Here is a 25,663-nt window from a genome sequence, read left to right as displayed (position 1 = left end):
TTTTAGAAATCCTTCACGAGACGCAGCGAGTCGTAGATGGCCCCGTGGACGTTGTGCATCGAAATGCAGTCGCCGACACGGAACAGCAGGAAACGGCCGTTGCCGAGTTCTTCCGACAGGCACGGCTGCGGCTCGGCCGCGAACAGCGTGTGCGGATCGATCTGGCCGCGGTTCACCGATTCCGGCTTGAGCTTCCAGTACAGTTCGTCGTTCGGCGACGAACCGTTTTCGATCACCACCTGATCGACCGCGCGCTCTTCCAGCTCTTCCGTGTATTCGTTGCGCAGCACGGCGATCATCTTGCCGTTCTCTTCATAGACGCGATCGAGCATCGTGTTCGGCGTCGGGATCACGCCGAATGCGTACAGCCGGCGATAGAAGATCGGGAACGTCGTGCCGCCGCAGTCGTCGGCCACCTTCACGTCCGGCGTGACGACCTCGACCTTCGAGCCGCGGCTCGCCATGAAGTCGGCCACGCCCGCGCCCGCATGCGTGCTCACGCCGTCGAACAGCAGCACGTTCTGCTTTGGCTCGACCTTGCCGGTCAGGATGTCCCACGAGCTGACGGCGAGGCCTTCGGCCACGCCCCACGCCGGCACCTGCCACGTGAAGCTCGAGCCGCCCGTCGCGAGCACGACGATGTCCGGCTTCTCGGCCATGATCATCTTCTCGTCGGCGGCCACGCCGAGACGCCGGTCGACGCCCAGACGCTTCGTTTCCATGTCGAACCAGCGGATGATCCCCGACATCTGCTCGCGCTGCGGCGCCTTCGCGGCGATCATCACCTGGCCGCCCACTTCCGCGTTCTTCTCGAACAACACGACGTCGTGGCCGCGCAGCTTCGCGACGCGAGCAGCCTCGAGCCCCGCGGGGCCGGCGCCGACCACCACGACCTTGCGCTTCGGGCCGCGCGACTTCTCGATGATGTGCGGCATCGTCGCTTCGCGCGACGTCGCCGCGTTCTGGATGCACAGCACGTCGAGGCCGTTGTACTGGCGGTCGATACAGTAGTTCGCGCCGACGCACTGCTTGATTTCGTCCTCGCGGCCGTCGCGGATCTTGATCACCATGTGCGGATCGGCGATCTGCGCGCGCGTCATGCCGACCAGGTCGATCATGCCGTTCGCGAGCAGGCGCTCGGCCTGGCCCGCATCGCGGATGCTCTGCGCGTGCATCACCGGAATCTTCACGACCGACTTGATGCCGGCCGCGAGATGCACGAACGGCTCCGGCGGCAACGCCATCGGCGGCATGCAGTTCGCGATCGTGTTGTGCGTGTCGCCGCCCGATCCGACCACGCTCAGGTAGTCGATCAGGCCCGTCTCCGACATCGCCTGCGCGATTTCCTTCAGCGCCTCGTGATCGAGGCCGTCCTCGTGGAATTCGTCGCCGCACATGCGCAGGCCGACGCAGAAGTCCTTGCCGACCGCCTCGCGCACGGCCGTCAGCACTTCGATGCCGAAGCGCAGGCGGTTTTCGAGGCTGCCGCCCCATTCGTCGGTGCGATGGTTCGAACGCTTGCTCCAGAACTGGTCGATCAGGTGCTGGTGCGCGGCGGAGATTTCGATGCCGTCCATGCCGGCCGCCTTCACGCGCTTCGCGGCCGCCGCGAAATCGCCGATGATGCGGCGGATTTCCTCGATCTCGATGATCTTCGCGTTGCCGCGGTGCACGGGCTCGCGCACGCCCGACGGCGACATCAGGTGCGGCCAGTGCTCGCCGTGGAACGACGAGCGGCGGCCCATGTGCGTCGCCTGGATCATGATCTTCGCGCCGTGCTTGTGCATCGTGTCGGCCAGGCGCGTGAGCGGATCGATGATCTTGTCGGTCGACAGGTTCACCGATTTCCACCAGCCTTGCGGGCTGTCGATCGAGACCGGGCTCGAGCCGCCGCAGATGGCCAGGCCGACGCCACCCTTCGCCTTTTCTTCGTAGTAGCGGATATAGCGGTCGCCCGGCAGGCCGCCCGGCTCGGCATACACCTCCGCGTGCGCGGTGCTGACGATCCGGTTGCGCAGCGTCAGCTGGTTCAGCTGCATGGGTTTGAACAGGTGGGGATAACGCATCGCAGGCGACCTCTGGCGTTCGAATGTCTCGTGTTGCGGGTGTTTATATGTTTCAGTGAATCAATGCATCAGTGCGCGATCGGCGACACTTCGAAGACGCAGTGGTCGTGATGCTCGGCCGCACACTGCACTTCCTTCGATTGCGCGCGCGGCGCGTTCTTGCCTTCCGGCGTCGTATCGTTGACCCAGTCCATCGCGCCCGCGAACCAGCCCGCGAACATGTAGCAGAGCTTTCCTTCCTTGCCCGGCTGCTGGAGCACGAACGACGAGTGGCGCAGTTCGATCTTCGCGCGGGCGCTGGCCGGATCGGCCTCGATGATCGAGAACAGGCCCCAGCCGCGTTGCGACAGGCGCTTCAGGTAGTGCTCGAACACGGCCATGCCGGTCAGGCCGTGCTGCTTCGCTTCCTTGTCGCACCAGTGGTACGCGGACTTGTAGCCGGCCTTGTAGAGGATCTCGGCATACGCTTCGACGCCGAGCGCTTCCTCGACGGCGACGTGATTGTTCGTGAAGAAGTGGCGCGGCACGTACAGCATCGGCAGCGCGTCGGTGGTCCAGACGCCGGTATCGGGATCGACGTTGATCGGCAGTTGCGGTTGCATCGTGGTGACTCCGTGAGGAAATTGGCCGCGCGGCTCAGTGCGCAGGCGCGACATCGTCCGCGTGCCCGCGCGGCAAGCGCGGGCACGTCCCGATTTTTTTATGTTGAAACGCGGGGGCGGTTCGGCGGACGTGGCGCTTACGCGCCCCACACGTCCTTGAACACGCGCACCCAGTTCTCGCCCATGATCTTGCGGATCCGCGATTCCTTCCAGCCGTGACGCTCCATCGCGGCGGTCAGGTTCGGGAATTCGCCGATCGTGCGGATACCTTCCGGGTTGATCACCTTGCCGAAGTTCGTCAGCTGGCGATAGCGGCCCTTGTCGTGCGTGAGCATGTCGAAGAACTCCTTCGCATAGTCCTGCGTGAAGTCCGTGCCGATGCCCACCGCATCCTCGCCGATCAGGTTCACGACGTAGTCGATCGCCTCGATGTAGTCGTCGATGTTCGCTTCGATCCCGCGCTTCAGGAACGGCGCGAACATCGTCACGCCGACGAAGCCGCCCGCATCGGCGATCTCCTTCAGCTGCGCGTCGCTCTTGTTGCGCGGATGCTCCTTCAGGCCCGACGGCAGGCAGTGCGAATAGCACACCGGCTTCTTCGAGAATGCGATCGCTTCCGACGACGTGTTGCCGCCCACATGCGACAGGTCGACCATGATGCCGACGCGGTTCATCTCGGTGATCACTTCGCGGCCGAAGTCCGACAGCCCGCCGTCGCGCTCGTAGCAGCCGGTGCCGACCAGGTTCTGCGTGTTGTAGCAAAGCTGCACGACGCGCACGCCCATGTCGGCGAACGCCTCGATGTAGCCAAGGTTGTCCTCGAACGCATGCGCGTTCTGGAAGCCGAGGATGATCCCGGTCTTGCCTTCCTTCTTCGCGCGGAAGATGTCGTCCGTCGTGCGCACGAGCGTCAGCAGCTCGCCGTTGTCGCGGATCTTCTTCTTCATCACGCCGATGTTGTCGACGGTCTTGGCGAAGTTCTCCCACACCGACACCGTGCAGTTCGCGGCCGTGATGCCGCCCTTTCGCATGTCCTCGAACACCGGCTTCTCGAACTTCGAGATGTTCAGTCCGTCGATGATGATGCTGTCCTGATGCAGCGTGCTCATATCTGCTCTCGCTCGTGTGACTGTTCTGGTGGGGTCGATCAGTAGATCGGGAAGCGCTCGCAGAGCGCGAAGATCTCGCGGCGCACGCGCTGTTCGGTCGCCGGATCGCCTTCCGGATTCGCGCGCAACGCGTCGAACACTTCGAGGATCAGGCGGCCGATCTCGCGGAACTCCGCGACGCCGAAGCCGCGCGTCGTGCCCGCCGGCGTGCCGAGACGGATGCCCGACGTGACGGTCGGCTTCTCGGTGTCGAACGGGATGCCGTTCTTGTTGCAGGTGATGCCCGCGCGTTCCAGCGCCTGCTCGACCGGCGCGCCCTTCAGGCCCTTCGGGCGCAGGTCGACCAGCAGCAGGTGATTGTCGGTGCCGCCCGTGACGAGATCGACGCCGCCGGCCTTCAGCACTTCGCCGAGCGCCTGTGCGTTCGCGAGCACGTTGTCGATGTAGGTCTTGAAGTCCGCATGCAGCACTTCGCCGAACGCTACCGCCTTGCCGGCGATCACGTGCATCAGCGGGCCGCCCTGCAGGCCGGGGAACACGGCCGAGTTGATCTTCTTCGCGATCTCCTCGTCGTTGGTCAGCACGAAGCCGCCGCGCGGGCCGCGCAGCGTCTTGTGCGTGGTCGACGTGACGACGTGCGCGTGCTCGACCGGGTTCGCGTGGCGGCCGGCGGCGATCACGCCCGCGATGTGCGCCATGTCGACCATCAGCTTCGCGCCGACGCTGTCGGCGATCGCGCGAAAGCGCGCGAAGTCGAGCGCGCGCGGGTACGCCGAGAAGCCGGCGATGATGAGGCTCGGCTTGTGCTCGTGGGCGAGCGCCTCGACCTGGTCGTAATCGATGCGCAGCGTGTCGCGATTCACGCCGTACTGGACGGCGTTGAACCACTTGCCCGACAGCGCCGGCTTTGCGCCGTGCGTCAGATGGCCGCCCGCGTCGAGCGACATGCCGAGCACGGTGTCGCCCGGCTTGGCCAGCGCGAGCATCACCGAACCGTTCGCCTGCGCGCCCGAGTGCGGCTGCACGTTCGCATAGCCGGCGTTGAAGATCTGCTTCACGCGGTCGATCGCGAGCGCCTCGACTTCATCGGCGAATTCGCAGCCGCCGTAGTAGCGCTTGCCGGGATAGCCTTCCGCATACTTGTTGGTCAATACCGAGCCCTGCGCCTCGAGCACGGCGCGCGACACGATGTTTTCCGACGCGATCAGCTCGACCTGCGACTGCTGACGCTCGAGTTCCTTCAGGATGGCGCTGCGCACCGGCGCGTCGCGCTCGGCAAGGGGCTGCGAGAAGAAAGGCTGGGTATTCGACATAGTGCGTCCGTGACGAAGAATAAAGGGCTGCAACCGAAGCTCAAGGGCCGCCGTGCCTGGGATTCCCGCGCGTCCAGTGCAAGGCTGCCGACGGCTCTATTCTTGTCGTTCGGATTTTCGGCGGATTGATGAATTTAGACGCGTTCTTTGCCTTTTCCGCCATGCGCGTCCGTTTTATACAAGTGACCGGTCGTACTTTTCGGGTCGACCGCCCGAAACGGTGTGGGCGGTTCACCTATGGACACGCACACCGGCAGTGCGTTTGCCGCACGTTCGAGTGCGGCGTCTCCCGGATACGGTGCAGCGCAGCAACCGCCCGATGCCCAGACAACGTATGGAGCTAGGGTTTAGCCGTATGGCACGCTTGTTGCACTCGCTCACACAATATCGCAGCCCGATCCGTGCCCCGGGCCAAAAGCTATTAGAGATTCAAGGAACGCTCCCCATGTCGCCCGACCGCACAGCGTCGCTGTCCCACTTCGCGTTCATGCCTTTACCGAACTTCACGATGATCGCGTTCACCAATGCGATCGAGGTGCTTCGGATGGCGAACTATCTGAGCGGCCAGCCGCTCTACCGCTGGTCGGTGATCAGTCCGGACGGCGGCCCGGTCACGGCGAGCAACGGCCTCACGGTCGACACGGGGCCGGCCGAATGCGTGGGGCAGCCCGACATCGTGTTCGTGTGCGGCGGCGTCGACGTGCAGCGCGCGACCACGCCTGCCCATCTGTCGACGCTGCGCCGCTTCGCGCGCTCGGGGCTGCCGCTCGGCAGCCTGTGCACGGGCACCTATGCACTCGCGAAGTCGGGGCTGCTCGCGGGCTATGCGTGCGCGATCCACTGGGAGAACATGTCGGCGCTGAAGGAAGAGTTTCCGGACACGCGCTTCCTGAAGGAACTGTTCGTGATCGACCGCGATCGCATCACGTGCACGGGCGGCGTCGCGCCGCTCGACATGATGCTGAACCTGATCGCCGCGCGCGTCGGCACCGCGCGCGTCACGCAGATCGCCGAGCAGTTCATCGTCGAACACGTGCGCGACACGAGCGCGCAGCAGCGCATGCCGCTCGTCGCTCGCCTCGGCTCGGCGAACAAGTCGCTGTTCGAAGTGATCTCGCTGATGGAGAACAACATCGAGGAGCCGCTGTCGCGCGAGGAACTCGCGCGGCTCGCGAACATGTCGCAACGGCAGTTGCAGCGCCTGTTCCGCGAGCATCTCGGGATGACGCCGACGCACTACTACCTGACGCTGCGGCTGCGCCGCGCGCGCGAGCTGCTGCTGCAGACCGACATGTCGATCATGCACATCACGATGGCGTGCGGCTTCCAGTCGGCATGCCACTTCAGCAAGAGCTATCGCGACGCGTTCGGCGTCGCGCCGACCCGCGAGCGCCGCAAACAGGTTGCGCCGCTCGCGCAGGGCGCGGCGGCGGCCGGGCCGGCGTTTCCGACGCATCTGCTGCATGCGTGAAGCGCGGACTATCTGAAGCCAAAAAAAGCGGCCTCGAAGGCCGCTTTTCCGTTTGCGTTTGCGTTTGCGCTTACGATCCCCACACCTGCATTTCATCGAGCGAGTACCCCCACTGCGTCGCCCGCTTCGTGCCGAGCATCCGCACGTAACGCCCCTGCCCGTTCAGGTTCGGCAACGTCACGTGCCCGTACGACACGCCGTTGCTCGTCGAGTAGATCGTCGTCCAGTTCGCGTTGTCGTTCGACGTCTGGATCTGGTAGACGAGCGCGCCCGCATCCCAGTACAGGTCGATGCTGCTGATCGTTTTCGTCGCACCGAGATCGACAGAGAGCCATTGCGGATCGACGCCCGTCCCCTCCGGCGAATCCCAGCGCGTGCTCGTCGTGTTGCCGTCGAACGCCTTGTCGGCCGTCAGCGACGCGTTGTAGCTCGCCGATGCGGCGGCCGGACGCCCTTGCGACAGCAGCGTCAACTGCTTGGCGGACGGGCCGCCGTAGTAGTTCGCCCCGAGCTTGGCCTTCGTCGCGTCCGCATTCACGCCGAACTGCGACAGGCTCCAGCGCTGGCCGGTCGTCACGTCGCCGACGTAGAGCTGATAGCCGCCCGCCGTCGTCGACGAGAAAAACAGGTAATTCGTACCACTGACAGGTGCCGGGTCCGAGTTGTTGCTCATGCAGTCGTTGAGCGCCAGCGCACTCGGCGTCGACGCCGGGTCGGCCGTCTTCGCATAGATCTGGTCGGCTCCGCCGCTGTCCTTCCAGCGGGCGTAGTACACCATGCCGTCCGCACGCACGATCGGGTAGTACGTCTGCAACCCGGCCGGACGATCGAACACGGCGGTCGCCCCGGTCGCGATCGTGCGCTTCATCAGCCCCATGTTCGAGCCGGTGCCCGTCGCGTAATACACGGCGCTCGCGTCCGGCGCGAGGAACGGCATCGAGTATTCGGCGCCCGCCGGCGCATTCGTCAGGCTCACGACCGACGTGAATACCGGGCCCGCGCTCGTGTACGACAGCGTCGCCTGCTTGACGTCGCCGTTCTGCTTGAACACGAGCGTCTTGCCGTCCGCGCTGAACTTCGGGTCTTCGTTACGGGTGGCGCCCGTGCTGTTCGTCATGTTGACGGGCGGCGTGCCGGCGCCGAGCTGCAGCATGAACACGTTCCATGCGCCGTTGCGGATGCCCATGAACGCGAGCCATTTGCCGTCGGGGCTGAACACGCCGTTCATCGGATCGGTGATGCCCCACGCGCTCTTGCTGAGTTGCGTCAGCGTATGGGCCGAAAAATCGTACAGGAACAGCTGGCTCGTGCCGTCGCCGTACTTCACGTAGCTGTGATAGACGAGCTTGCCGGTCAGCGCGGCGGGAAACGTCGCGTTCGGCTGGGCGGCGGGGTTGTTGACGCAGGCTGCGGCGGCCACGCCGCTGACCAGATTGAGGGCGATGCCGGCCACGAGGCCCGTGACGAGGGTCTTCAATTTCACGCTGGATGCTTCCGGGTAAGGGTAAGGACGCCGCTGACGAGGACCCGCGCGGCACGCGCGGGCGTCACGGATCCGCCGTCGGGCAGCGTGAATTCCGTATCGGTCGGACATCGGGAACAAAACTTGCGGCAGTGTGCCTTCTGGTCAGACGAAAGAAAAGGATCAGAGCGCGCTTAAAACATACGGATCAGCGATTTAGGGTGCGCTTGCACGTGACGGCTGCCGTACTACTCTTTGTCATCTGGGTCCAACGCCGGGAGGACACGCATGAAGCGTTATGCGGTGCTGGCGCAGACGATTGCCGACGCGATCCGGCGCGGCGACCTGGCGCCCGGCGCGCGCATTCCCACCGTGCGCGCGGCATGCCGCGCGTATCGCGTCAGCCCGTCCACCGTGTTTCGCGCGTATTACGCGCTCGAAAGCGAGGGTCTAATCGTCGCGCGGGCGCGCTCCGGTTATTTCGTTGCGAACCTCTCGGACAAGCACGTGCGGTTCGCCCGCGATCCGCCGCGCAAGCCGGGCGCCGCGCAAACCGGCGACGACGATGCGCTGTTCCGCCTGCTCGATTCGCTCAAGTGCGACGACATCGTGCCGCTCGGCTCGGCATTCGCGAGCTATTCGCTGTTCCCGATGAGCAGCCTGTGGCGTTACGTGGCGTCGGCCGCCCGCAACATGGACCGCACGAAACTGCTCGCGGGCCTGCCGCCCGGTAACGAAGCGCTGCGCCGCCAGATCGCGTTGCGCTATCTGAGCGCGGGCGGGTCGTTGCCGCTGGAGGAAATCGTCATCACGACGGGGGCGACCGAAGCGCTGACGCTCAGCCTGCAGGCGCTGACGCGCCCGGGCGACATCGTCGCGATCGAACGGCCGGCCTTCCACGCGGTGCTGCAAGCCGTCCAGCGCCTGCACCTGAAGGCCATCGAGATTCCGGTCGACCCGCGCACCGGCCTCGACCTCGACGCGCTCGCCGAGGCGCTCGACACGCATCCGGTGCGCGCGTGCTGGTTCATGACGTCGTTCCACAACCCGACCGGCGCGACGCTGACCGACGAGCGCAAGCGCGCGCTGATCGACCTGCTCGCGTCGCGCGGCGTGCCGCTGATCGAGGACGACGTGTATGGCGAACTGCAGTTCGGCACGGCCCCCACGCGGCCCGCGAAACTGTATGACGACAGCGGGCTCGTCCTGCATTGCGGGTCGTTCTCGAAATGTCTCGCGCCGGGATTCCGGATCGGCTGGGTCGCAGCCGGCCGCTTCGTGCGGCAGATCCGCCAGGCCAAGAGCGCGAGCGCGCCGGCCGCCGACGTACCGGCGCAGATGGCGATTTCGAGCTACCTGCGCGACGGCGCATACGACCGTTTCCTGCGCAAGCTGCGACGCAATCTCGCCGCGCACCAGGCGCAGATGCTCTCGGCCGTGCGCGCGTATTTTCCGGCCGACACCGAAGTGTTCGCACCGCGCGGCGGGTATTTTCTGTGGATCGAACTGCCGCCGCACCTGGACGCGATGCACCTGTTCGACGACGCGATGGAAAGCGGCGTCAGCATCGCGCCCGGGCCGATCTTTTCCGCCACCGGCGGCTTCCGCCGCTATCTGCGGCTCAACTACGGGCGTCCGTGGACACCGGCCGTCGAGCGTGCGCTGGAGACACTGGGCACGCTCGCGTCCCGGCAGCGGCACGGCAGCTAGCATGAGACGGGCGGCACGAAACGTGCGCCACGCGACGCGCGACATGCGCCTTGCGTTTCACGCGCGAACGACCAAAAATGAAGCGGCAGGCAGCCGCGAACGAAAGGGTTCCACGCGTCCGATGTTATGGAGAATCACTTGACGTCCTCCTCTCCCTAAAAGGAGAGGATTCCCACACCTGGCGATGCACGTCCGCATCGGAGAATGTTCAGCGCAGCGTTGGTATCTCGATCATGCTCGACACCACAGTCACTGCAGGTCCACTCTCTTATTCTCAGTCCCGCGATACCTTTCGGCCGCGCCGTGCTGTCTTTCGACCCGCACGCCGAACAGGACTGGGTAGAACCGCTTTCGTCGACTTTCTCGAACATGGCTCCGTGCGCGATCGCTTTGTAGCGGAGCTTGCTTCGGAACGACGACCAGGACGCGTCGTAGACGCTCTTCGCCATCCTGGTTCTGTTCGCCGCACGGCTCTGCTTGTTGAGCAGTCCGTTGAGCGACTTCACCCGGTAGCGGTAGACAAGAATCATGCAGGTGATCCTAACCCGTGGAAGAACCTGCCTGTCAACCGCACGCCTTTCCTTCCCGCCATCAGTGGCGGGGTCTCTCGGAGCAAATGATGAACATCGCATGCGAACGACCGCCTATGTGTAGCCCGACGATAGCGTCCGTCGGTCGCTGACATGCGCGTCCTGCCCAACCGAAGCGTCCGTGCGCGCGATGCTTGGCGTGCCGTGCTGAACGCGCGCGCCGAATCGCTGCACGCGACGTGCTGCCGCTGCCGCGAATGCGGTTTCGTGGCGTTCCGCGCGCTCGAGCATTGCCCCGTTTGCGGTCAGTGGAACTGGCCGTTCGAACCGATTCGCCGCACGCCGGCCGACGCGCGTGCCGCGCATGCGCCGCGGTCGTTCCATACATGGTCGTCGCGCGTCGCCCGCGCGCTGCGCAACGCGGCTTCCCAGCGGCCGCGCGCATCGAGCGCGCCGATCCTGAGCATTCTCACGCTCGTGCTGCTGGTCGGCGGCTACGTGACGATCGACCAGACCTGCAAGGCCGATCCCGCTTGTCGCGGATCCGCCGCGCCGGCCGCCGTCGCGACCGAAGCCGTACTTCAAGCGTCGAACGAGCCATTGATACCGGTCGTGCCGGCACCCGTCTACCCGTTTCATTCGACCGATGAAACACGGGTGGCAGTCGATCCGCCACCGGCCAATCCGCAACCGGCCGCCCCGCTCGCCAGCAAACCCGCGCGCAGGATGGCGGTTGCGCAAGCCGCGCCGTCGTTGCGCGCGCCCGACCGCATGCGCACCGGCGCAGTCCGCGTGGCCGACTGGAAAGGCGGCCGCGACGTCGCCCATCGCACGCGCGCGATCCGCCGCGTCAGCCTGCACACCGGGCGGACCCGCCGCGCCGCGGCCAGCAACGCCGAAATCGCGAAGCTCTATCGCGGCCACTGAGCGCGCTCCAGGCTCGCGCGCCCGTCGATTCAACTTTCTAAACCGCCCGTCACAAAACCTCGTTTGTGTCGCGACGGACGCATGACGTTCAATGGGGCATTCGCCCGCGCCGGCGCATATCGCACGCCGGCCGCTCGGTCCACCGGAGTCCGTCGATGAATGCACTGCAGCTCGTGACCCTGGCCGCCATCTGGGGCGCGTCCGCTCGCCGCATTGCCTCCCCCGCCTTCGCTCCCGCAACGAAAACGGGCGGCCCGTTTCCGGCACCGCCCGCTTCGTGTCGCGCGTGTCGAACGCTAGCGCATCACGCCGCCAGTAACCCGTGCGGGTCGATGACGAATTTGCGCGGCGCGCCGCCGTCGAACTTCTTGTAGCCTTCCGGCGCCTGGTCGAGCGAAATCACTTCGACGTTGACGATCTTCGCGATCGGCAGCCGGTCGAACAGGATCGCCTGCATCAGGTTGCGGTTGTACTTCAGCACCGGCGTCTGGCCCGTGAAGAACGAATGCGACTTCGCCCAGCCGAGGCCGAAGCGGATGCTCAGGCTGCCGTGCTGTGCGGCCTTGTCCTTCGCGCCCGGATCGTCCGTCACGTACAGGCCCGGGATGCCGATCGCGCCGGCCGGGCGCGTGATTTCCATCAGCGAGTTCAGCACCGTCGCGGGCGCTTCCTCCGAATGGCCCGACGAGCCGTGGCCGTGCGCCTCGAAGCCGACGCAATCGACCGCGCAGTCGATCTCCGGCACGCCGAGGATCTGTTCGATCTGCTCGCCGAGCGACGCGTCCTTCGACAGGTCGACCGTCTCGAAGCCCATCGCCCGTGCGTGCGCGAGGCGCTCCGCGTTCATGTCGCCGACGATCGTCACGGCCGCGCCGAGCAGGCGCGCCGACGCGGCCGCCGCCATCCCGACCGGGCCCGCGCCCGCGATGTAGACCGTCGAACCGGGCTTCACGCCCGCGCTCACCGCGCCGTGATAACCGGTCGGCAGAATGTCGGACAGGCAGGTCAGATCGCGGATCTTCGCCATCGCCTGGTCGCGATCCGGGAATTTCAGCAGGTTGAAATCGGCATACGGCACGAGCACGTATTCGGCCTGGCCGCCGATCCAGCCGCCCATGTCGACGTAGCCGTACGCGCCGCCGGCCCGCGACGGGTTCACGTTCAGGCATACGCCCGTATGCGTGTCCTTGCACATCGCGCAGCGGCCGCACGCGACGTTGAACGGCACCGACACGAGATCGCCGATCTTCAGCGTCTCGACGTCCGGGCCCACTTCGATCACTTCGCCGGTGATCTCGTGACCGAGCACGAGGCCGACCGGCGCGGTCGTACGGCCGCGCACCATGTGCTGGTCGGAGCCGCAGATGTTCGTGCTGACCACTTTCAGGATCACGCCGTGGCCGATCGCGCGGCCGCTGGGGTCGACCATCTTCGGATAATCGATTTTCTGGACTTCGACCTGGCCCGGCCCAAGATAGACGACACCTCGATTGCTGCTCATCGTATTGTCTCCATGTCTCGTTGGATGGCGCAGCGGCGCGCCGGCCCTTGCGGCGCACGCGCAACGTGCTGTTCGAGAGTAGTCCGGGAGGCAGGGGGGCCGATGTCTCAAACGCGACATGCGTTTGATCCGAGCCGACATCGGCGCCCCGGGATACGCCTGCACACAGATCCGGCCCGCCGCGCCCCGTTTTCGACAAAATCTGACAAGACAAATCGATAACACAGTTGGCCTAGTACTCATCCAATATCAAAACGCGGCCACGCTCCGTAGTATCCCCGACGCTCAACGCGCTATCGGCGCGCCAATCCGTCGAGGGTGAAAATTCGTCCCATCCACAGCAACTCACACCACGCCGATTCCGATACCGCTGCCGCATCGGCGATCTCGGGCCGGCCGCTCCCGTTACACGGCACGTCTCGTCCACGGCATCGCGCCGCCCGCACCGGTTGCCCGGCTCAATGGGCGGGGCTCCCGGTCTGGTGCATCGGCGCCGTGCTGTCGATGCCGGGCATTGCGCACGCGCTGCCGCCCAGTGCCGGGCAATCGATGCGTGACATCGAGGCCACACGTCCTGCCCTTCCCGCCGACTCGCCGCCCGATCTCGCCATCCCGCCGCCGCCCGACACGAAGCCGCCGCCGCCCGGCGACGACGCCGGGCCGCGCGTACGGGTGCAGGCATTCGCGATCGGCGGCAATCGTGCGTTCGGCGCCGACCGGCTGCAACCGCTTCTCGCGGATCTCGTCGGCCGCGAACTGAGCTTCGACGAACTCCGGCAAGCCGCCGACCGGATCTCCGCGTATTACCGCGAACACGGCTACGTGCTCGCGCGCGCCTACCTGCCGCAGCAGGACATCGACGGCGGCACCGTGCGGATCGACGTGAGCGAAGGCCGTTACGGCACCGTCGAACTGAACAACCGCTCGCGCGTGCTGGACGGCGTCCTGCGCCAGCCGCTCGCCGGCCTCCGGCCCGGCGACGCCGTGCAAGGCGACGCGCTCGAGCGCAGCCTGCTGCTCCTCGACGATCTGCCAGGCGTCGCCGCGAAAGGCACGCTGCGCCCCGGTGCCGAAACCGGCACCACCGATCTCTCCGTCGACGTCGAACCCGGCCCGCTCGCGTCCGGCTCCGTCGATCTCGACAACTATGGCGACACGCTCACCGGCCGTTATCGCGCCACCGGCAGCGTCGACGTCAACGCGCCGCTGCGTATCGGCGATCAGTTCACGCTGCGCGGGCTGGTCAGCGACGCGCGCCAGCGCTATTACCGCGTGGCATACCAGTTGCCTGTCGGCCCGGCGTCGACGCGGCTCGGCGTCGCGCACTCCGACATGCGATACCGGGTCGGCGGCAGCTTCGACGATCTCGACTATCACGGCCGTGCATCGGTGCAAAGCGCGTTCGTCACGCAACCGCTGCTGCGCAGCCGCCGCGCGAACGTCAGCGCGCAGTTCCTGTTTGAAAACAAGCAGTTGCACGACGACTACAACGCATTCGACGTGCATGGCGCGAAGCGCATCCAGATCGGTTCTTTCAGCATCACCGGCAGCAATCAGGACGACTGGTTCGGCGGCGGACGCAGCAGCGCGTCCGTGACGCTCGGCATCGGCCGGATGAACGGCAACGATCCGCTCGGATCGAATCGGTTCGCGAAAACGCACGGCCGGTTCACGAAGCTGAACGTCAGTGCGGTACGGCTTCAGGCCATCACTGCGCGCTTGCAGCTCTACGTGCAGCTCAGCGCACAACTCACATCGCGCAATCTCGACTCGACGGAAAAATTCAGCCTCGGCGGCCCGTATGGGGTACGCGGGTACGCGCTCGGCGCGGGCAGCGGCGATCAGGGCTGGCAGGCGAGCGCGGAACTGCGCTATCTCGCCGCGCCCGGCTGGCAGGTCAGCACCTTCGTCGATACCGGGCGCGTACAGGTCAACAAGCAGCCGTGGAACCGGGAGCGCAACACGCTGCAGCTGTCGTCGGCAGGGCTCGGCGTCGGCTGGTACGGCGCGAGCCGGCAGGTCAACGTCGCGTGGTCGCGACCGTTCGGCAGGTCCGACGACGCGGCCGCGAGCACGCGCTCGCCAAGTGTCTGGCTTCAGGCGACCCAGTATTTCTGAGTCGCCCGGCGCCGATCGCCGGCCCGGCGGCGCCGCGGGCCGGCAACCCGGCGGCGGGCAGCATGACCGTCCGCCGCATGAAGCGGAAGATCGATCCGCTTCGCAACCGGTCAGTTCGTTCCACTGATCGACTCCAACAACTCCGTTATCGAGGATAACAATGAACAAGACCTATGCATTGGTGTGGAATCACGCTCAGGCGTGCTGGAACGCGGTCGGGGAAACCGCGCGCCGACGCGGTAAAGCCGGCGGCAGTACGCTCGTCGCGGCCGGCGCCGTGTCGCTGCTCGGCCTCGTCGCGCTGCCCGCACACGCACTGCCCACCGGTCAGGCCGTCGTCGCCGGCCACGCCGACATCGCCACGTCCGCCGACGGCAAGACGATGTCCATCAATCAGCATTCCGACAAGCTCATCACCAACTGGCAGGACTTCGGCGTCGCCGGTGGCGAACGCGTGTCGTTCCACCAGCCCGGCAGTTCGTCCATCGCGCTGAACCGCGTGATCGGCTCGCGCGGCAGCCAGATCGACGGCCGCATCGACGCCAACGGCAAGGTGTTCCTCGTCAACCCGAACGGCGTGATGTTCGGCGCCGGCTCGCAGGTCAACGTCGGCAGCCTCGTCGCGTCCACGCAGAACCTGTCCGACGCCGACTTCCTCGCCGGCAACTATCGCTTCGCCGGCTCGTCCGCCGCGACCGTCGCCAACGCCGGCAACATCACCGCGGCCGACGGCGGCAGCGTCGCGCTGCTCGGCGCGCGCGTGTCCAACACCGGCGTGATCCAGGCGAAGATGGGCCGCGTCGCGCTCGGCGCCGGCAACGCATTCAAGGTCAACTTCGACGGCAGCGACCTGCTCAGCGTGCAGGTCGAAGGCGGCGCCGTCGATGCGCAGGCAAGCAACGGCGGCCTGCTGAAGGCCGACGGCGGCGACGTGCTGATGACCGCCCGCGCCGCGGGCGATCTGCTCGGCGCAGTGGTCAACAACACCGGCACCATCGAGGCGCGCGGGCTGAACAGCCACGGCGGGCGCATCACGCTCGACGGCGGCACGGTGCTGGCCGGCGGCACGCTCGACGCGAGCGCCACGGCCGGCAACGGCGGCGAAATTGCGACGCGCGGCACGAACGTCCGCGTTGCCAACGATGCCACGGTCGACACGCGCGGTGCGAACGGCCGCTCGGGCACGTGGAAGATCGAGACGGCGAACGCACGCGTCGCCGACGATGCGAACGCAACGATCGGCGCGGCCGCGCTGTCGCGCAACCTCGGCACGACGTCGGTCGAACTGACGAGCACCGACGGCGCGCTGGCGACCGACGGCGCAATCGGCTGGAACAGCGATCACGGCCTCACGCTGACGTCCGTGCGCGACGACGTGACGCTCGGCAAGTCGCTGACGGCCGGCGGCGCGAACGCACGCGTCGCCGTCAACGCCGCACGACGCATCAACATCAACGACAAGGTCGCACTCACGGGCCGCAACACCGCCCTTGAGCTGAACTCCGGCAGCGGCCATGTGCTGAGCGGCAATGGAGCCGTCACGCTGTCGGGCGCGGACACGTCGTACAGCGCGAACGGGCAGGCCTATCGCGTGATCCGCAACGTCGACCAACTGCGCGCAGTCGACGCTGACCTGAACGGCCACTACGTGCTCGGCAACACGATCACGGGCAAGGGCACGTTCCGCAGCATCGGCGGCAACGCGGCGTTCACCGGCACGTTCGACGGTTTCGGCAACACGATTTCCGGGCTGTCCGTCTACAACAGCGGGCCGTTCGTCGGTCTGTTCGCGGTCAACAGCGGCACGATCGCCAACCTGGTGCTCGATTCGGTGTCGGCTCGCGGTATGCCGAGCGCTCGCGGCATCCCCACCGCGATCGGTGCGCTGGTGGGCGGCAACGTGCAGGGCACGCTGTCGAACGTGCACGCGCGCAACGTGTCGGTGACGAGCAACGGTTCGCCCGCCAACGTCGCCGGTGGCCTCGTCGGCCGGAACCTGAGCGGCACGATCGATGGCGCGTCGGTGTCGGGGCGCGTCCAGGGCGACCGCTACACGACCGCGCTTGGCGGGCTCGTCGGCGAGAACGTCGCGTCGCCGGACAAGCGGCTCGGCGCCGCGACGATCGCTCGCAGCCATACCGACGCGAGCGTCTTTATCGATGCCGCTGTCGCGCTGCCGACCAACGCGATGAGCGGAATCGGCGGGCTCGCCGGCTTCAACAGCGGCGACATCCGCGATTCGTCGAGCAAGGGCGACGTATACGTCCGGGGTGCGAGCCCGGCCATCGGCGGTCTCGTCGGGCGCAATAACGGCACGGTGCGCGGCTCGGACGCGGCCGTCCAGATCTCCGCCGGCACGAACAGCACCGTCGGCGCACTGGTCGGCGTCAACACGGGCGCCATCGACGCATCGCGGGCGAGCGGCCGCCTCTCGGCCGACACGGGTAGCAAGGCAGGCGGACTCGTCGGCCATAACAGAGGCCAGGTGACGGCATCCGCCGCATCCGGCAGCGTCGGCGTCGGGACGAACGGTATCGTAGGCGGCCTCGTCGGTGCCAACGACGGACTCATCGACGGCTCCAGCGCATCCGGCGACGTCAGCGCTTCTAACGGTATTGCGGGCGGACTCGTCGGCACCAACGGCGGCCGCATCCATGCATCGAACGCGCACGGCGACGTGGCGGCACGCGGCAAGGCCGGTGTCGCGGGCGGGCTCGTCGGGATCAACCGCGCAGCGATCGAAGCGTCGAACGCGACCGGCGACGTGACGGTCTTTGCGAACGCACTGGCAGGCGGCTTCGTCGGCCGCAACGCGTCCGGCGGCAAGATCGACGGATCGAGCGCAAGCGGCAACGTCAGCGGGATCGAGGTCATGACGATCGGCGGTTTCGCCGGCATCACCGACGCGAACTCGACGATCACGTCGTCGTCCGCGCACGGCATGGCGCGCGGCGAAGCGAACAACCGCGTCGGCGGCTTCGTCGCCATCAACGGCGGCCGCGTCGCGAACGTCAGCGCAACCGGCATGGTTCGCGCCGGTGCGAACAGCGAGGCGGGCGGGCTGATCGGCCGGAATACCGGAACCGTCGAGTCGTCGTCGGCAAGCGGCACGGTCACGGCCGTCGGCGCGAGCCAGGTCGGCGGACTGATCGGCTTCAACAACGGCACGGTGCGAGGCTCGCGTGCGTCGGGCGCCGTCAGCAGCGGCGACAAGAGCTATGTCGGCGGCCTCGTCGGCTATGGCGCGGGCGGCACGATCGAGTTGTCCGAAGCGAGCGGCAACGCGACCGGCGGCCAGAGCGCCAATGTCGGCGGCCTGGTGGGCCGCAGCGGCGGCAGGATCATCCAGTCGTCGTCGTCCGGCACCGTGAGCGGGGACATGTTCGCGACCCTCGGCGGTCTCGTCGGCACCAACCTCGGCACCGTGCAGGCGTCGTCGACCAGCAGCCGGGTCGCGTGGGAGCACGGCCGTGCTCAGCAATATGGCGGCATCGCGGGTTTCTCGAAGACGTCGATGCAGGGCAATACGGTGTCGGGCGATGCGATGAACGTGCCGCTCGTCGGCAACCAGTTCGGCACCGTCTGGCCGTGATGCGACGCAGGCGGGCGGCCTGATCGCCCGCGGCGGTACGGGTGGCGGACAGCATGATCGTCTGCCACCTGAAGCGGACGACCAATCCGCCATTTTATGAATCAGTAAGGTTGACTGATCAATCTACCAACATCCGTTATCGAGGATAACAATGAACAAGACCTATGCATTGGTGTGGAATCACGCTCAGGCGTGCTGGAATGCGGTCGGGGAAACCGCGCGCCGACGCGGTAAAGCCGGCGGCAGTACGCTCGTCGCAGCCGGCGCCGTGTCGCTGCTCGGCCTCGTCGCGCTGCCCGCACACGCACTGCCCACCGGTCAGGCCGTCGTCGCCGGCCACGCCGACATCGCCACGTCCGCCGACGGCAAGACGATGTCCATCAATCAGCATTCCGACAAGCTCATCACCAACTGGCAGGACTTCGGCGTCGCCGGCGGCGAACGCGTGTCGTTCCACCAGCCCGGCAGTTCGTCCATCGCGCTGAACCGCGTGATCGGCTCGCGCGGCAGCCAGATCGACGGCCGCATCGACGCCAACGGCAAGGTGTTCCTCGTCAACCCGAACGGCGTGATGTTCGGCGCCGGCTCGCAGGTCAACGTCGGCAGCCTCGTCGCGTCCACGCAGAACCTGTCCGACGCCGACTTCCTCGCCGGCAACTATCGCTTCGCCGGCTCGTCCGCCGCGACCGTCGCCAACGCCGGCAACATCACCGCGGCCGACGGCGGCAGCGTCGCGCTGCTCGGCGCGCGCGTGTCCAACACCGGCGTGATCCAGGCGAAGATGGGCCGCGTCGCGCTCGGCGCCGGCAACGCATTCAAGGTCAACTTCGACGGCAGCGACCTGCTCAGCGTGCAGGTCGAAGGCGGCGCCGTCGATGCGCAGGCAAGCAACGGCGGCCTGCTGAAGGCCGACGGCGGCGACGTGCTGATGACCGCCCGCGCCGCGGGCGATCTGCTCGGCGCAGTGGTCAACAACACCGGCACCATCGAGGCGCGCGGGCTGAACAGCCACGGCGGGCGCATCACGCTCGACGGCGGCACGGTGCTGGCCGGCGGCACGCTCGACGCGAGCGCCACGGCCGGCAACGGCGGCGAAATTGCGACGCGCGGCACGAACGTCCGCGTTGCCAACGATGCCACGGTCGACACGCGCGGTGCGAACGGCCGCTCGGGCACGTGGAAGATCGACACGGCGAACGCACGCGTCGCCGACGATGCGAACGCAACGATCGGCGCGGCTACGCTGTCGCGCAACCTCGGCACGACCGACGTCGCATTGACCGGCACGGCAGGCGACCTGTCGGCCGACGGCGCGGTCGACTGGAGCAGCGACCACACGCTGTCGCTCGCATCGCAGCTCGGCAACGTGAAGCTGCAACGCGCGTTGAATGCGCACGGCGACCGTGCGGGACTGGCGGTCGACGCCGCGAAGCGTATCGACATCGACGGCCCGCTCGCGCTGACCGGCGCGAACGCCGCGCTCGCGCTGAACTCGGGCAACGGCCATGTGTTGAACGACAATGCAGCCGTCACGCTGTCGGGCGCGAATGCGTCGTTCAGCGCAAACGGGCACGCCTATCGCGTGATCCACAACGTCGAACAACTGCGTGCGGTCGATGCGAACCTGAAAGGCCGCTACGTGCTCGGCAATACGATCAAGGGCAGCAGCGCGTTCCGCAGCATCGGCGGCGACACGGCGTTCGCCGGCACGTTCGACGGCCTCGGCAACACCATCTCGGGGTTCTCGGTCTACAACAACGGACCGCTCGTCGGCCTGTTCGCGTCCAACGTCGGCACGATCGCGAACCTGACGCTCGATTCGGTATCGGCACGCGGCACGGCGAACTACAGCCGAGGCCCCGCGATGGTCGGTGCGCTGGTGGGCGCGAACGTGCAGGGCACGCTATCGAACGTGCACGCGCGCAACGTGTCGGTGACGAGCGGCGGCTCCCCGACCAACGTCGCCGGCGGCCTCGTCGGCCTGAATCTGAGCGGCACGATCGATCGCGCGTCGGTGTCGGGCCGCGTGCAGGGCGACCGCTTCACGACTGCACTCGGCGGGCTCGTCGGCGAAAACATCACGTCGCCGGACAGCCGGCTCGACACAGCGACGATCTCGCGCAGCCGCGCCGACGCAAGCGTCTCCATCGGCGCCGCGGGCACGCTGCCCGACAACGGGTCCAACGGAATCGGCGGCCTTGTCGGCATCAACACCGGCGACGTTCTCGATTCGACGAGCGCCGGGCAGGTCTACGTCGCGGGCACCAGCACGGCCGTCGGCGGCCTCGTCGGGCGCAATGACGGCACGGTTCGCGGATCCGGCGCGTCCGGCCGCGTCGCTGCCGGCGCGGCAAGCACCGTCGGCGCGCTGGTCGGCATCAACGCGGGCACGATCGCCGCATCGCGCGCGAGCGGCGATGTCGCAAGCGGTGCGCGCGGCACGGCAGGCGGCCTCGTCGGCATCAACGCCGCCACCGGTACGATCGACAAATCGAACGCCACGGGTACGGTCACCGTCGCGGGCAACGATGCGACGGCGGGCGGGCTCGTCGGCCGCAACAACGGTCGCGTGTCGAGGTCCAGCGCATCCGGCAACGCTTCCGTCGGCGCGAACGGCACCGCAGGCGGCCTCGTCGGCATGAACAGCGGCCACGTCGAGTACAGCAACGCGTCCGGCAAGGTATCGGTTCTCGCCAATAGCGACGCCGGCGGCCTGATCGGCCGCAACATCGGTACGGTCGCCTCGTCGCATGCGCAAGGCGCCGTTTCCGCCGGCGTCGACAGCAATGCGGGCGGGCTCGTCGGCAACCACACGCGCGGCTCGATCGTGCTGTCCGACGCAAGCGGCAGCGTCAGCGGCGGCGCACGCGCGAAGATCGGCGGCCTGGTCGGCCTCAACGGCGGCACGATCGACCGATCGTCGTCGTCCGGCACCGTAAGCGGCGGCCTGAACGCCACGCTCGGCGGCATCGTGGGCATCGACTTCGGAACCACGCAAGCATCGTCGACCACCAGCCGGATCGCTTACACGCCGGGCTACGGCCAGCGCTACGGCGGGCTCGCGGGCTTCGCGATGACGTCGATGAAGGGCAACACGGCGTCCGGCGACGCGGCGCAGGTGCCGCTGATCGGCGGCCAGTTCGCGTTCTTCTGACCATGACCCGGCGCAGGCGGGGAATGTGACCGCCTGCGCGCGGGGGAACGACGACGCGCTCGTTCGTTCCCCCGCATCGGCGGCGATGCACGACGAGCCGTGCCGCTACCCTGCCGCTACCCTCCCCGATTCTCCCGAATGATCGCCGCAGCGGCTGCCTCGGCCTCGCTCGCCACGCCGTCGTGCACGCGCGTGCTGACCGCCGGCGTCGGCGGCTCGCTGTCGAGTGCGTGGCCGTTGCGATCGTGCGTGTCGACCGTCGCGCGCATCGACAGCCCGACCCGCAGCGGATGCGCGGCGAGATCGCGCGGATCGATCGCGATCACGACCGGCACGCGCTGCACGACCTTGATCCAGTTGCCGGCGGCATTCTGCGACGGCAGCATCGAGAACGCGCTGCCCGTGCCCGCCGAAAATCCCTGCACGCGGCCGCGATAGACGACGCGCGAGCCGTAGAGATCCGACACGACCTCGACCGGCTGCCCGATGCGCATGTGGCGGATCTGCCCTTCCTTGAAATTCGCGTCGATCCACAACCGGTTCAACTGCACGATCGACAGCAGCGGCACGCCGGGCCCGACCTGCTGGCCGACCTGCACCGAGCGCTGCCCGACCGTGCCGTCGACCGGCGCGACGATCGTCGCGCGCTTCAGGTTCCGGTACGCGAGCTTGAACTGCGCGGCCGCCTGCACGACGGCCGGGCTCTCGTCGACGGGCAGCCGAGTGCCGAGCGCACGCGCCGCATCGAGCTGCGCCTGCGCGGCCGCCAGGTTGGCCTGCGCGCCGGCTACCGCCGCGCGGGCGCGCGCCAGTTCCTCGGGCGCGACGATCTCGACCGACGCGCCCGATCGCGCGGCCAGCGCGCGTTGCGCGAGCTGCAGGTCGGCGCGCCGGGCGTTCACCGCTTCGACGTACATCGTGTTCGAGATCTTCGCGTTCGCGACCTGCCGCACGGCCTGCACGAGTTGCGCCTTCGCCTGCGCGAACGCGACCGACGCCTCGGCATCGTCGAGCCGCACGAGTGGCTGCCCGGCGCGCACCGTCTGCGTATCGGCGGCCAGCACGTCGGTCACGGTGCCCGGAATCTGTGCGGCGACCTGCACGATGCTGCCCGCGACATACGCGTCGTCGGTGTCTTCGTAGTAGCGCTCGCTCAACAGCCAGAACGCGAGCCATGCGAGCGCAGCCGCGAGCACGATCGCGAAGAACACCATGAAGCGCTTGCGGCGCGTCGCACGGCGCGCGTCGAGAGTCGGATCGCCGTCGAGTGCGGCCGGCGGCGCGGCGGTATGAAGGTTGTCGTGATGCATCAGTCGCTTTGCGTAACGATCAGGCGGTCATGCTGAAACAGCGGAATGGCCGGCGTGCCGGGCTGGTTGGCCGCCGGGCTCGCGGACGCGGTACGAGTCGGATCGGGCACGCCGCGGCGCACCGGGTCGTTGCTCGCCGCGGCTGCATTCGATGGACGGGCCGCCGCATCGCGCGATGCGACACCGTCGGTCGACGTGCTGCCGGATCCGGCAGCCTGCCGCGCGGTCCCGGCAGCCGAACGCGCATCGGGCGGCGCCGCCGTCGCGGTCGCCCGGCTCAAGGTCGCCGCCGTCGTCGCCGGTCCTCGCTTCGCCGCGCCGCCGCGCGCTTGATGAACGGCCGGCGTCGATGCCGAAGCGGGCGCCGACGCCCCGCCGCCCGCATCGAACCCGCCGCCCAGCGCGCCGATCAACCCGACCCGCAGCGTCCGCTGCTTGCCGAGCAACGCGATCATCTGCGCGCGCTCGTCGATCAGCGTGAGATCCGCGACATCGACGTCCTTCTGCATCAGCACGCCGCGCCGATGCCGATCCGCCGCGATCTGCACGATCTTCTGCGCGGCCGCGACCGCGTCCTGCTGCTGCGCAACGAGCGTCTGCGACGTCTGCAGCGACGTGACGAGTTGCGCGACCTGCCCGAGCGCGTCGTCGACGGTCTTGTTGTACAACCCGATCGCGACGTCGGCCTGCGCGACGTCCGCGCCGAGCTTCGCCTTCAGCCGGCCGCGATCGAAGATCGGCAGCGAGATCGCGGGGCCGACGGAGCCCGCGAGCGAATCGCGCGAGAACAGCGACGCGGGCGTCAACGCGAACAAGCCGCCGAGCGCCACGAGATTCACGTCCGGATAGAACTGCGCGCGCGTCGAGTCGGCGTTCGCGAACGCGGCTTCGACCCGCAGCCGCGCGGCGACGATGTCGGGCCGGCGGCCGAGCAGGTCGGCCGGCAACCTTGGCGGTAGCGCGCCACCGGGGAACGCGCCGACGCGCGGCCGCTGCAGCGCGAGCCCGCGCTCCGGGCCGCGGCCGGACAGCACGCCGAGTTGCAGTTGCGCGAGCTTGATCTGCTCGTCGTTCAGCGCGATCTGCTCGAGCAGGCGGCTGCGCTTGATCGACGCATCGCTCGCGTCGTACGCGTTGTCGAGGCCGCGCGCGGTGCGCTCGCGCAGCACGGCCGTCACGCGCTGGCTGATCTTCAGTTTCTGCTGCAACAGGTCGCGCATCGCGTACGCCTGGTCCAGCTGGCAATACACGGTGACGATCGCGACGGCGAGCGTGAGCCGCACCTGCTCGGCCTCGACGCCGGCCGCGTCGCGCAGCGACAGCAGGCTCTTCGTCGCCGCGCGGTTCTTGCCCCACAGGTCGAGCTGATAGTTCAGCCCGACGAAGATCGACGACGGCGACACGTTCGGATCGCCGAAGATCTGCACCGGCACGCGATAGCCGCCGGCCGTGACGTCGGCGATATCGCCGGGCTTCGGCATCCGCGCGCGGCTGATCGTCGCGCCGGCCGTGCCCGTCAACCCCATCAGCGAATCGAACTGCTGAAGCTGCGCCTGCGCGATCCGCAGCCGCGCCTGCGCGACCTGTACATCGGGACTATTCTGCGATGCGTCGGCTACCAGATCGTCGAGCTGCGGATCCTGCAACTGCTTCACCCAATCGGGCGCCGGCCACGCGCCGTTCGCGCCGGCGCCGGCCGTGCGCGCAAGCGCATCGTCGGCCGGCGCGCGCAGCGACAGCGAAGGCAGGAAGCCCGACGGCACGCATCCGCCCAACGCCAGCAGCACGGCCGCCGCCGCGATCGTCGCGCGGCCCTTCATCCCCGCGAGTTTCGTCATACGCTGCATCGCGCCTCACCCCTGCCGAACGCGCTGCGCCCGCGCGGCCAGACGCGGCCGCGTGCGCTCGAGCGGGCCGAGCCGGCCGAACAGGCCGTCCGCGACGCCGAACAGAATGCCCGCTAGCTTCGCGCGCTTGTCGCGCTCGACAAGCGCGATCTGCACGATCTGCCACACGGTCAGCAGGTTCGGCACGAGCGCCACCGGAAAGCGCAGCCCGTACTGCATGCCCAACTGCACCGCATTGCGTGCGCTGTAGTAGCGCCGTTGCCACGAGTGATTCATCGACGTCATTTGGAAAGGACCGATCGCATGCCGCCGTTTCGCGCCGATCCGGTGCGGCAGCACCAGCGACGGCACGACATAGAGCGGCACGTTGCGCGACAGTGCGCGGAAACTGTATTCGGTGTCGACGTGATCGATGAACAGCGTCTCGTCGAAGCGGCCGAGCACGGCGAACGCATCGCGCGACACGACGCAGCCCGACGAGATCAGGAATGCGCAGCGCTGCATCGGCGTGCCCGCTTCGATGCGCAGGCGGCGCAAGCCGATGCCGTTCGTCGCGAGTTCGGGCAGGAAACTGCGCGCGTTCTCGTCGAAGATGCGCGGGCCGGCCATGAACGCACACCCCGCGCGCGCCGCGCAGATCTCGCGCATCGTCGGGAAATACGCGGCCGGCACCGACGAATCCTGGTCGAACAGCGCGACCGCGTCGACGCGATCGCGAAACAGCGCAGCGAGCCCCGCGTTGTACGCGCCCGCGATACCGCCGCGATTGCCGTGATGCAGCCACGCGATACCTTCGCACGCGCACAGCGCGCGGGCCCGCATATCGGGCTGCGGCGTGTTGTCGACGACGAGCAGCGCGTCGCACGCGTGCCGCCATCCGCGCAGCGCGTCGAGCTGTGCATCGCTCGGGTGATACAGGATCACGAGTGCGCCGAGTGTCGTCATGGTCCG

The 25,663-nt window shown here is 67.7% G+C and carries 15 protein-coding genes and 1 pseudogene; 6 read left to right on the top strand and 10 right to left on the bottom strand.

Annotation, left to right across the window (positions count from 1 at the left end):
• Positions 1–2 precede the first annotated feature (2 nt).
• From WS61_RS18755 to WS61_RS18740, 4 genes are all read right to left on the bottom strand, one after another.
• Positions 3–2,066 (bottom strand): NADH:flavin oxidoreductase, encoded by a 2,064-nt coding sequence (locus tag WS61_RS18755; RefSeq protein ID WP_006488987.1) that lies wholly within the window; start codon positions 2,064–2,066, stop codon positions 3–5.
• 68 nt (positions 2,067–2,134) lie between these two features.
• Entirely contained in the window at positions 2,135–2,668 is a 534-nt protein-coding gene (locus WS61_RS18750) for a DUF5943 domain-containing protein (RefSeq protein ID WP_059502297.1), read from the bottom strand.
• A gap of 137 nt (positions 2,669–2,805) precedes the next feature.
• Entirely contained in the window at positions 2,806–3,777 is a 972-nt protein-coding gene (locus WS61_RS18745; RefSeq protein ID WP_034204261.1) for a dipeptidase, read from the bottom strand.
• A gap of 38 nt (positions 3,778–3,815) precedes the next feature.
• On the bottom strand, positions 3,816–5,090 hold the full coding sequence (locus WS61_RS18740; RefSeq protein WP_059502295.1) for a serine hydroxymethyltransferase: 1,275 nt from the start codon (positions 5,088–5,090) through the stop codon (positions 3,816–3,818).
• 355 nt (positions 5,091–5,445) lie between these two features.
• On the opposite strand from WS61_RS18740, the gene WS61_RS18735 reads away from it, so the two are divergent.
• Positions 5,446–6,561 (top strand): GlxA family transcriptional regulator, encoded by a 1,116-nt coding sequence (locus WS61_RS18735; RefSeq protein WP_080747627.1) that lies wholly within the window; start codon positions 5,446–5,448, stop codon positions 6,559–6,561.
• 70 nt (positions 6,562–6,631) lie between these two features.
• On the opposite strand, the gene WS61_RS18730 is transcribed toward WS61_RS18735, so the two are convergent.
• Positions 6,632–8,044 carry a discoidin domain-containing protein gene (locus WS61_RS18730; protein ID WP_059502292.1) on the bottom strand — a complete coding sequence of 471 codons (1,413 nt, stop codon included), beginning with the start codon at positions 8,042–8,044 and terminating at the stop codon, positions 6,632–6,634.
• 267 nt (positions 8,045–8,311) lie between these two features.
• Here WS61_RS18730 and WS61_RS18725 point away from each other — a divergent pair, with 267 nt between their 5' ends.
• Positions 8,312–9,733: a PLP-dependent aminotransferase family protein gene (locus tag WS61_RS18725; protein ID WP_059502290.1), complete on the top strand. Its 1,422-nt coding sequence runs from the start codon at positions 8,312–8,314 to the stop codon at positions 9,731–9,733.
• A gap of 155 nt (positions 9,734–9,888) precedes the next feature.
• Here WS61_RS18725 and WS61_RS33765 read toward each other — a convergent pair.
• Positions 9,889–10,191: pseudogene (locus WS61_RS33765) on the bottom strand (zinc ribbon domain-containing protein); the annotation flags it as partial.
• A 225-nt stretch (positions 10,192–10,416) separates the two neighbouring features.
• Here WS61_RS33765 and WS61_RS18720 point away from each other — a divergent pair.
• The gene (locus tag WS61_RS18720) at positions 10,417–11,190 is read left to right on the top strand and encodes a hypothetical protein (RefSeq protein ID WP_059502289.1); all 774 of its coding nucleotides are present in this window, start codon (positions 10,417–10,419) and stop codon (positions 11,188–11,190) included.
• 304 nt (positions 11,191–11,494) lie between these two features.
• Here WS61_RS18720 and fdhA read toward each other — a convergent pair whose 3' ends face one another.
• On the bottom strand, positions 11,495–12,691 hold the full coding sequence (gene fdhA, locus WS61_RS18715; RefSeq protein ID WP_059502288.1) for a formaldehyde dehydrogenase, glutathione-independent: 1,197 nt from the start codon (positions 12,689–12,691) through the stop codon (positions 11,495–11,497).
• Between the two features lie 549 nt (positions 12,692–13,240).
• On the opposite strand from fdhA, the gene WS61_RS18710 reads away from it, so the two are divergent.
• From WS61_RS18710 to WS61_RS18700, 3 genes are all read left to right on the top strand, one after another.
• Positions 13,241–14,809, top strand: coding sequence for a ShlB/FhaC/HecB family hemolysin secretion/activation protein (locus WS61_RS18710; protein ID WP_095211786.1), 1,569 nt, complete (start codon positions 13,241–13,243; stop codon positions 14,807–14,809).
• 160 nt (positions 14,810–14,969) lie between these two features.
• On the top strand, positions 14,970–18,401 hold the full coding sequence (locus WS61_RS18705) for a GLUG motif-containing protein (protein ID WP_059502286.1): 3,432 nt from the start codon (positions 14,970–14,972) through the stop codon (positions 18,399–18,401).
• A gap of 151 nt (positions 18,402–18,552) precedes the next feature.
• Entirely contained in the window at positions 18,553–21,555 is a 3,003-nt protein-coding gene (locus WS61_RS18700) for a GLUG motif-containing protein (protein ID WP_059502284.1), read from the top strand.
• A gap of 116 nt (positions 21,556–21,671) precedes the next feature.
• On the opposite strand, the gene WS61_RS18695 is transcribed toward WS61_RS18700, so the two are convergent.
• The 3 genes from WS61_RS18695 to WS61_RS18685 are packed head-to-tail and all read right to left on the bottom strand — an operon-like array spanning position 21,672 to position 25,657.
• Entirely contained in the window at positions 21,672–22,865 is a 1,194-nt protein-coding gene (locus WS61_RS18695; protein ID WP_059502281.1) for an efflux RND transporter periplasmic adaptor subunit, read from the bottom strand.
• Positions 22,865–24,712, bottom strand: a complete 1,848-nt coding sequence (locus tag WS61_RS18690) for an efflux transporter outer membrane subunit (RefSeq protein WP_059502279.1) — start codon at positions 24,710–24,712, stop codon at positions 22,865–22,867. The genes WS61_RS18695 and WS61_RS18690 overlap by 1 nt, the downstream gene beginning before the upstream one ends.
• 6 nt (positions 24,713–24,718) lie before the next feature.
• Entirely contained in the window at positions 24,719–25,657 is a 939-nt protein-coding gene (locus tag WS61_RS18685; RefSeq protein WP_059502277.1) for a glycosyltransferase family 2 protein, read from the bottom strand.
• Positions 25,658–25,663 lie beyond the last annotated feature (6 nt).

This window comes from Burkholderia sp. ABCPW 11 (assembly GCF_001523445.1).
In the GTDB taxonomy this organism is placed as follows: domain Bacteria; phylum Pseudomonadota; class Gammaproteobacteria; order Burkholderiales; family Burkholderiaceae; genus Burkholderia.
This window is presented reverse-complemented; position numbering and strand designations above follow the sequence as displayed.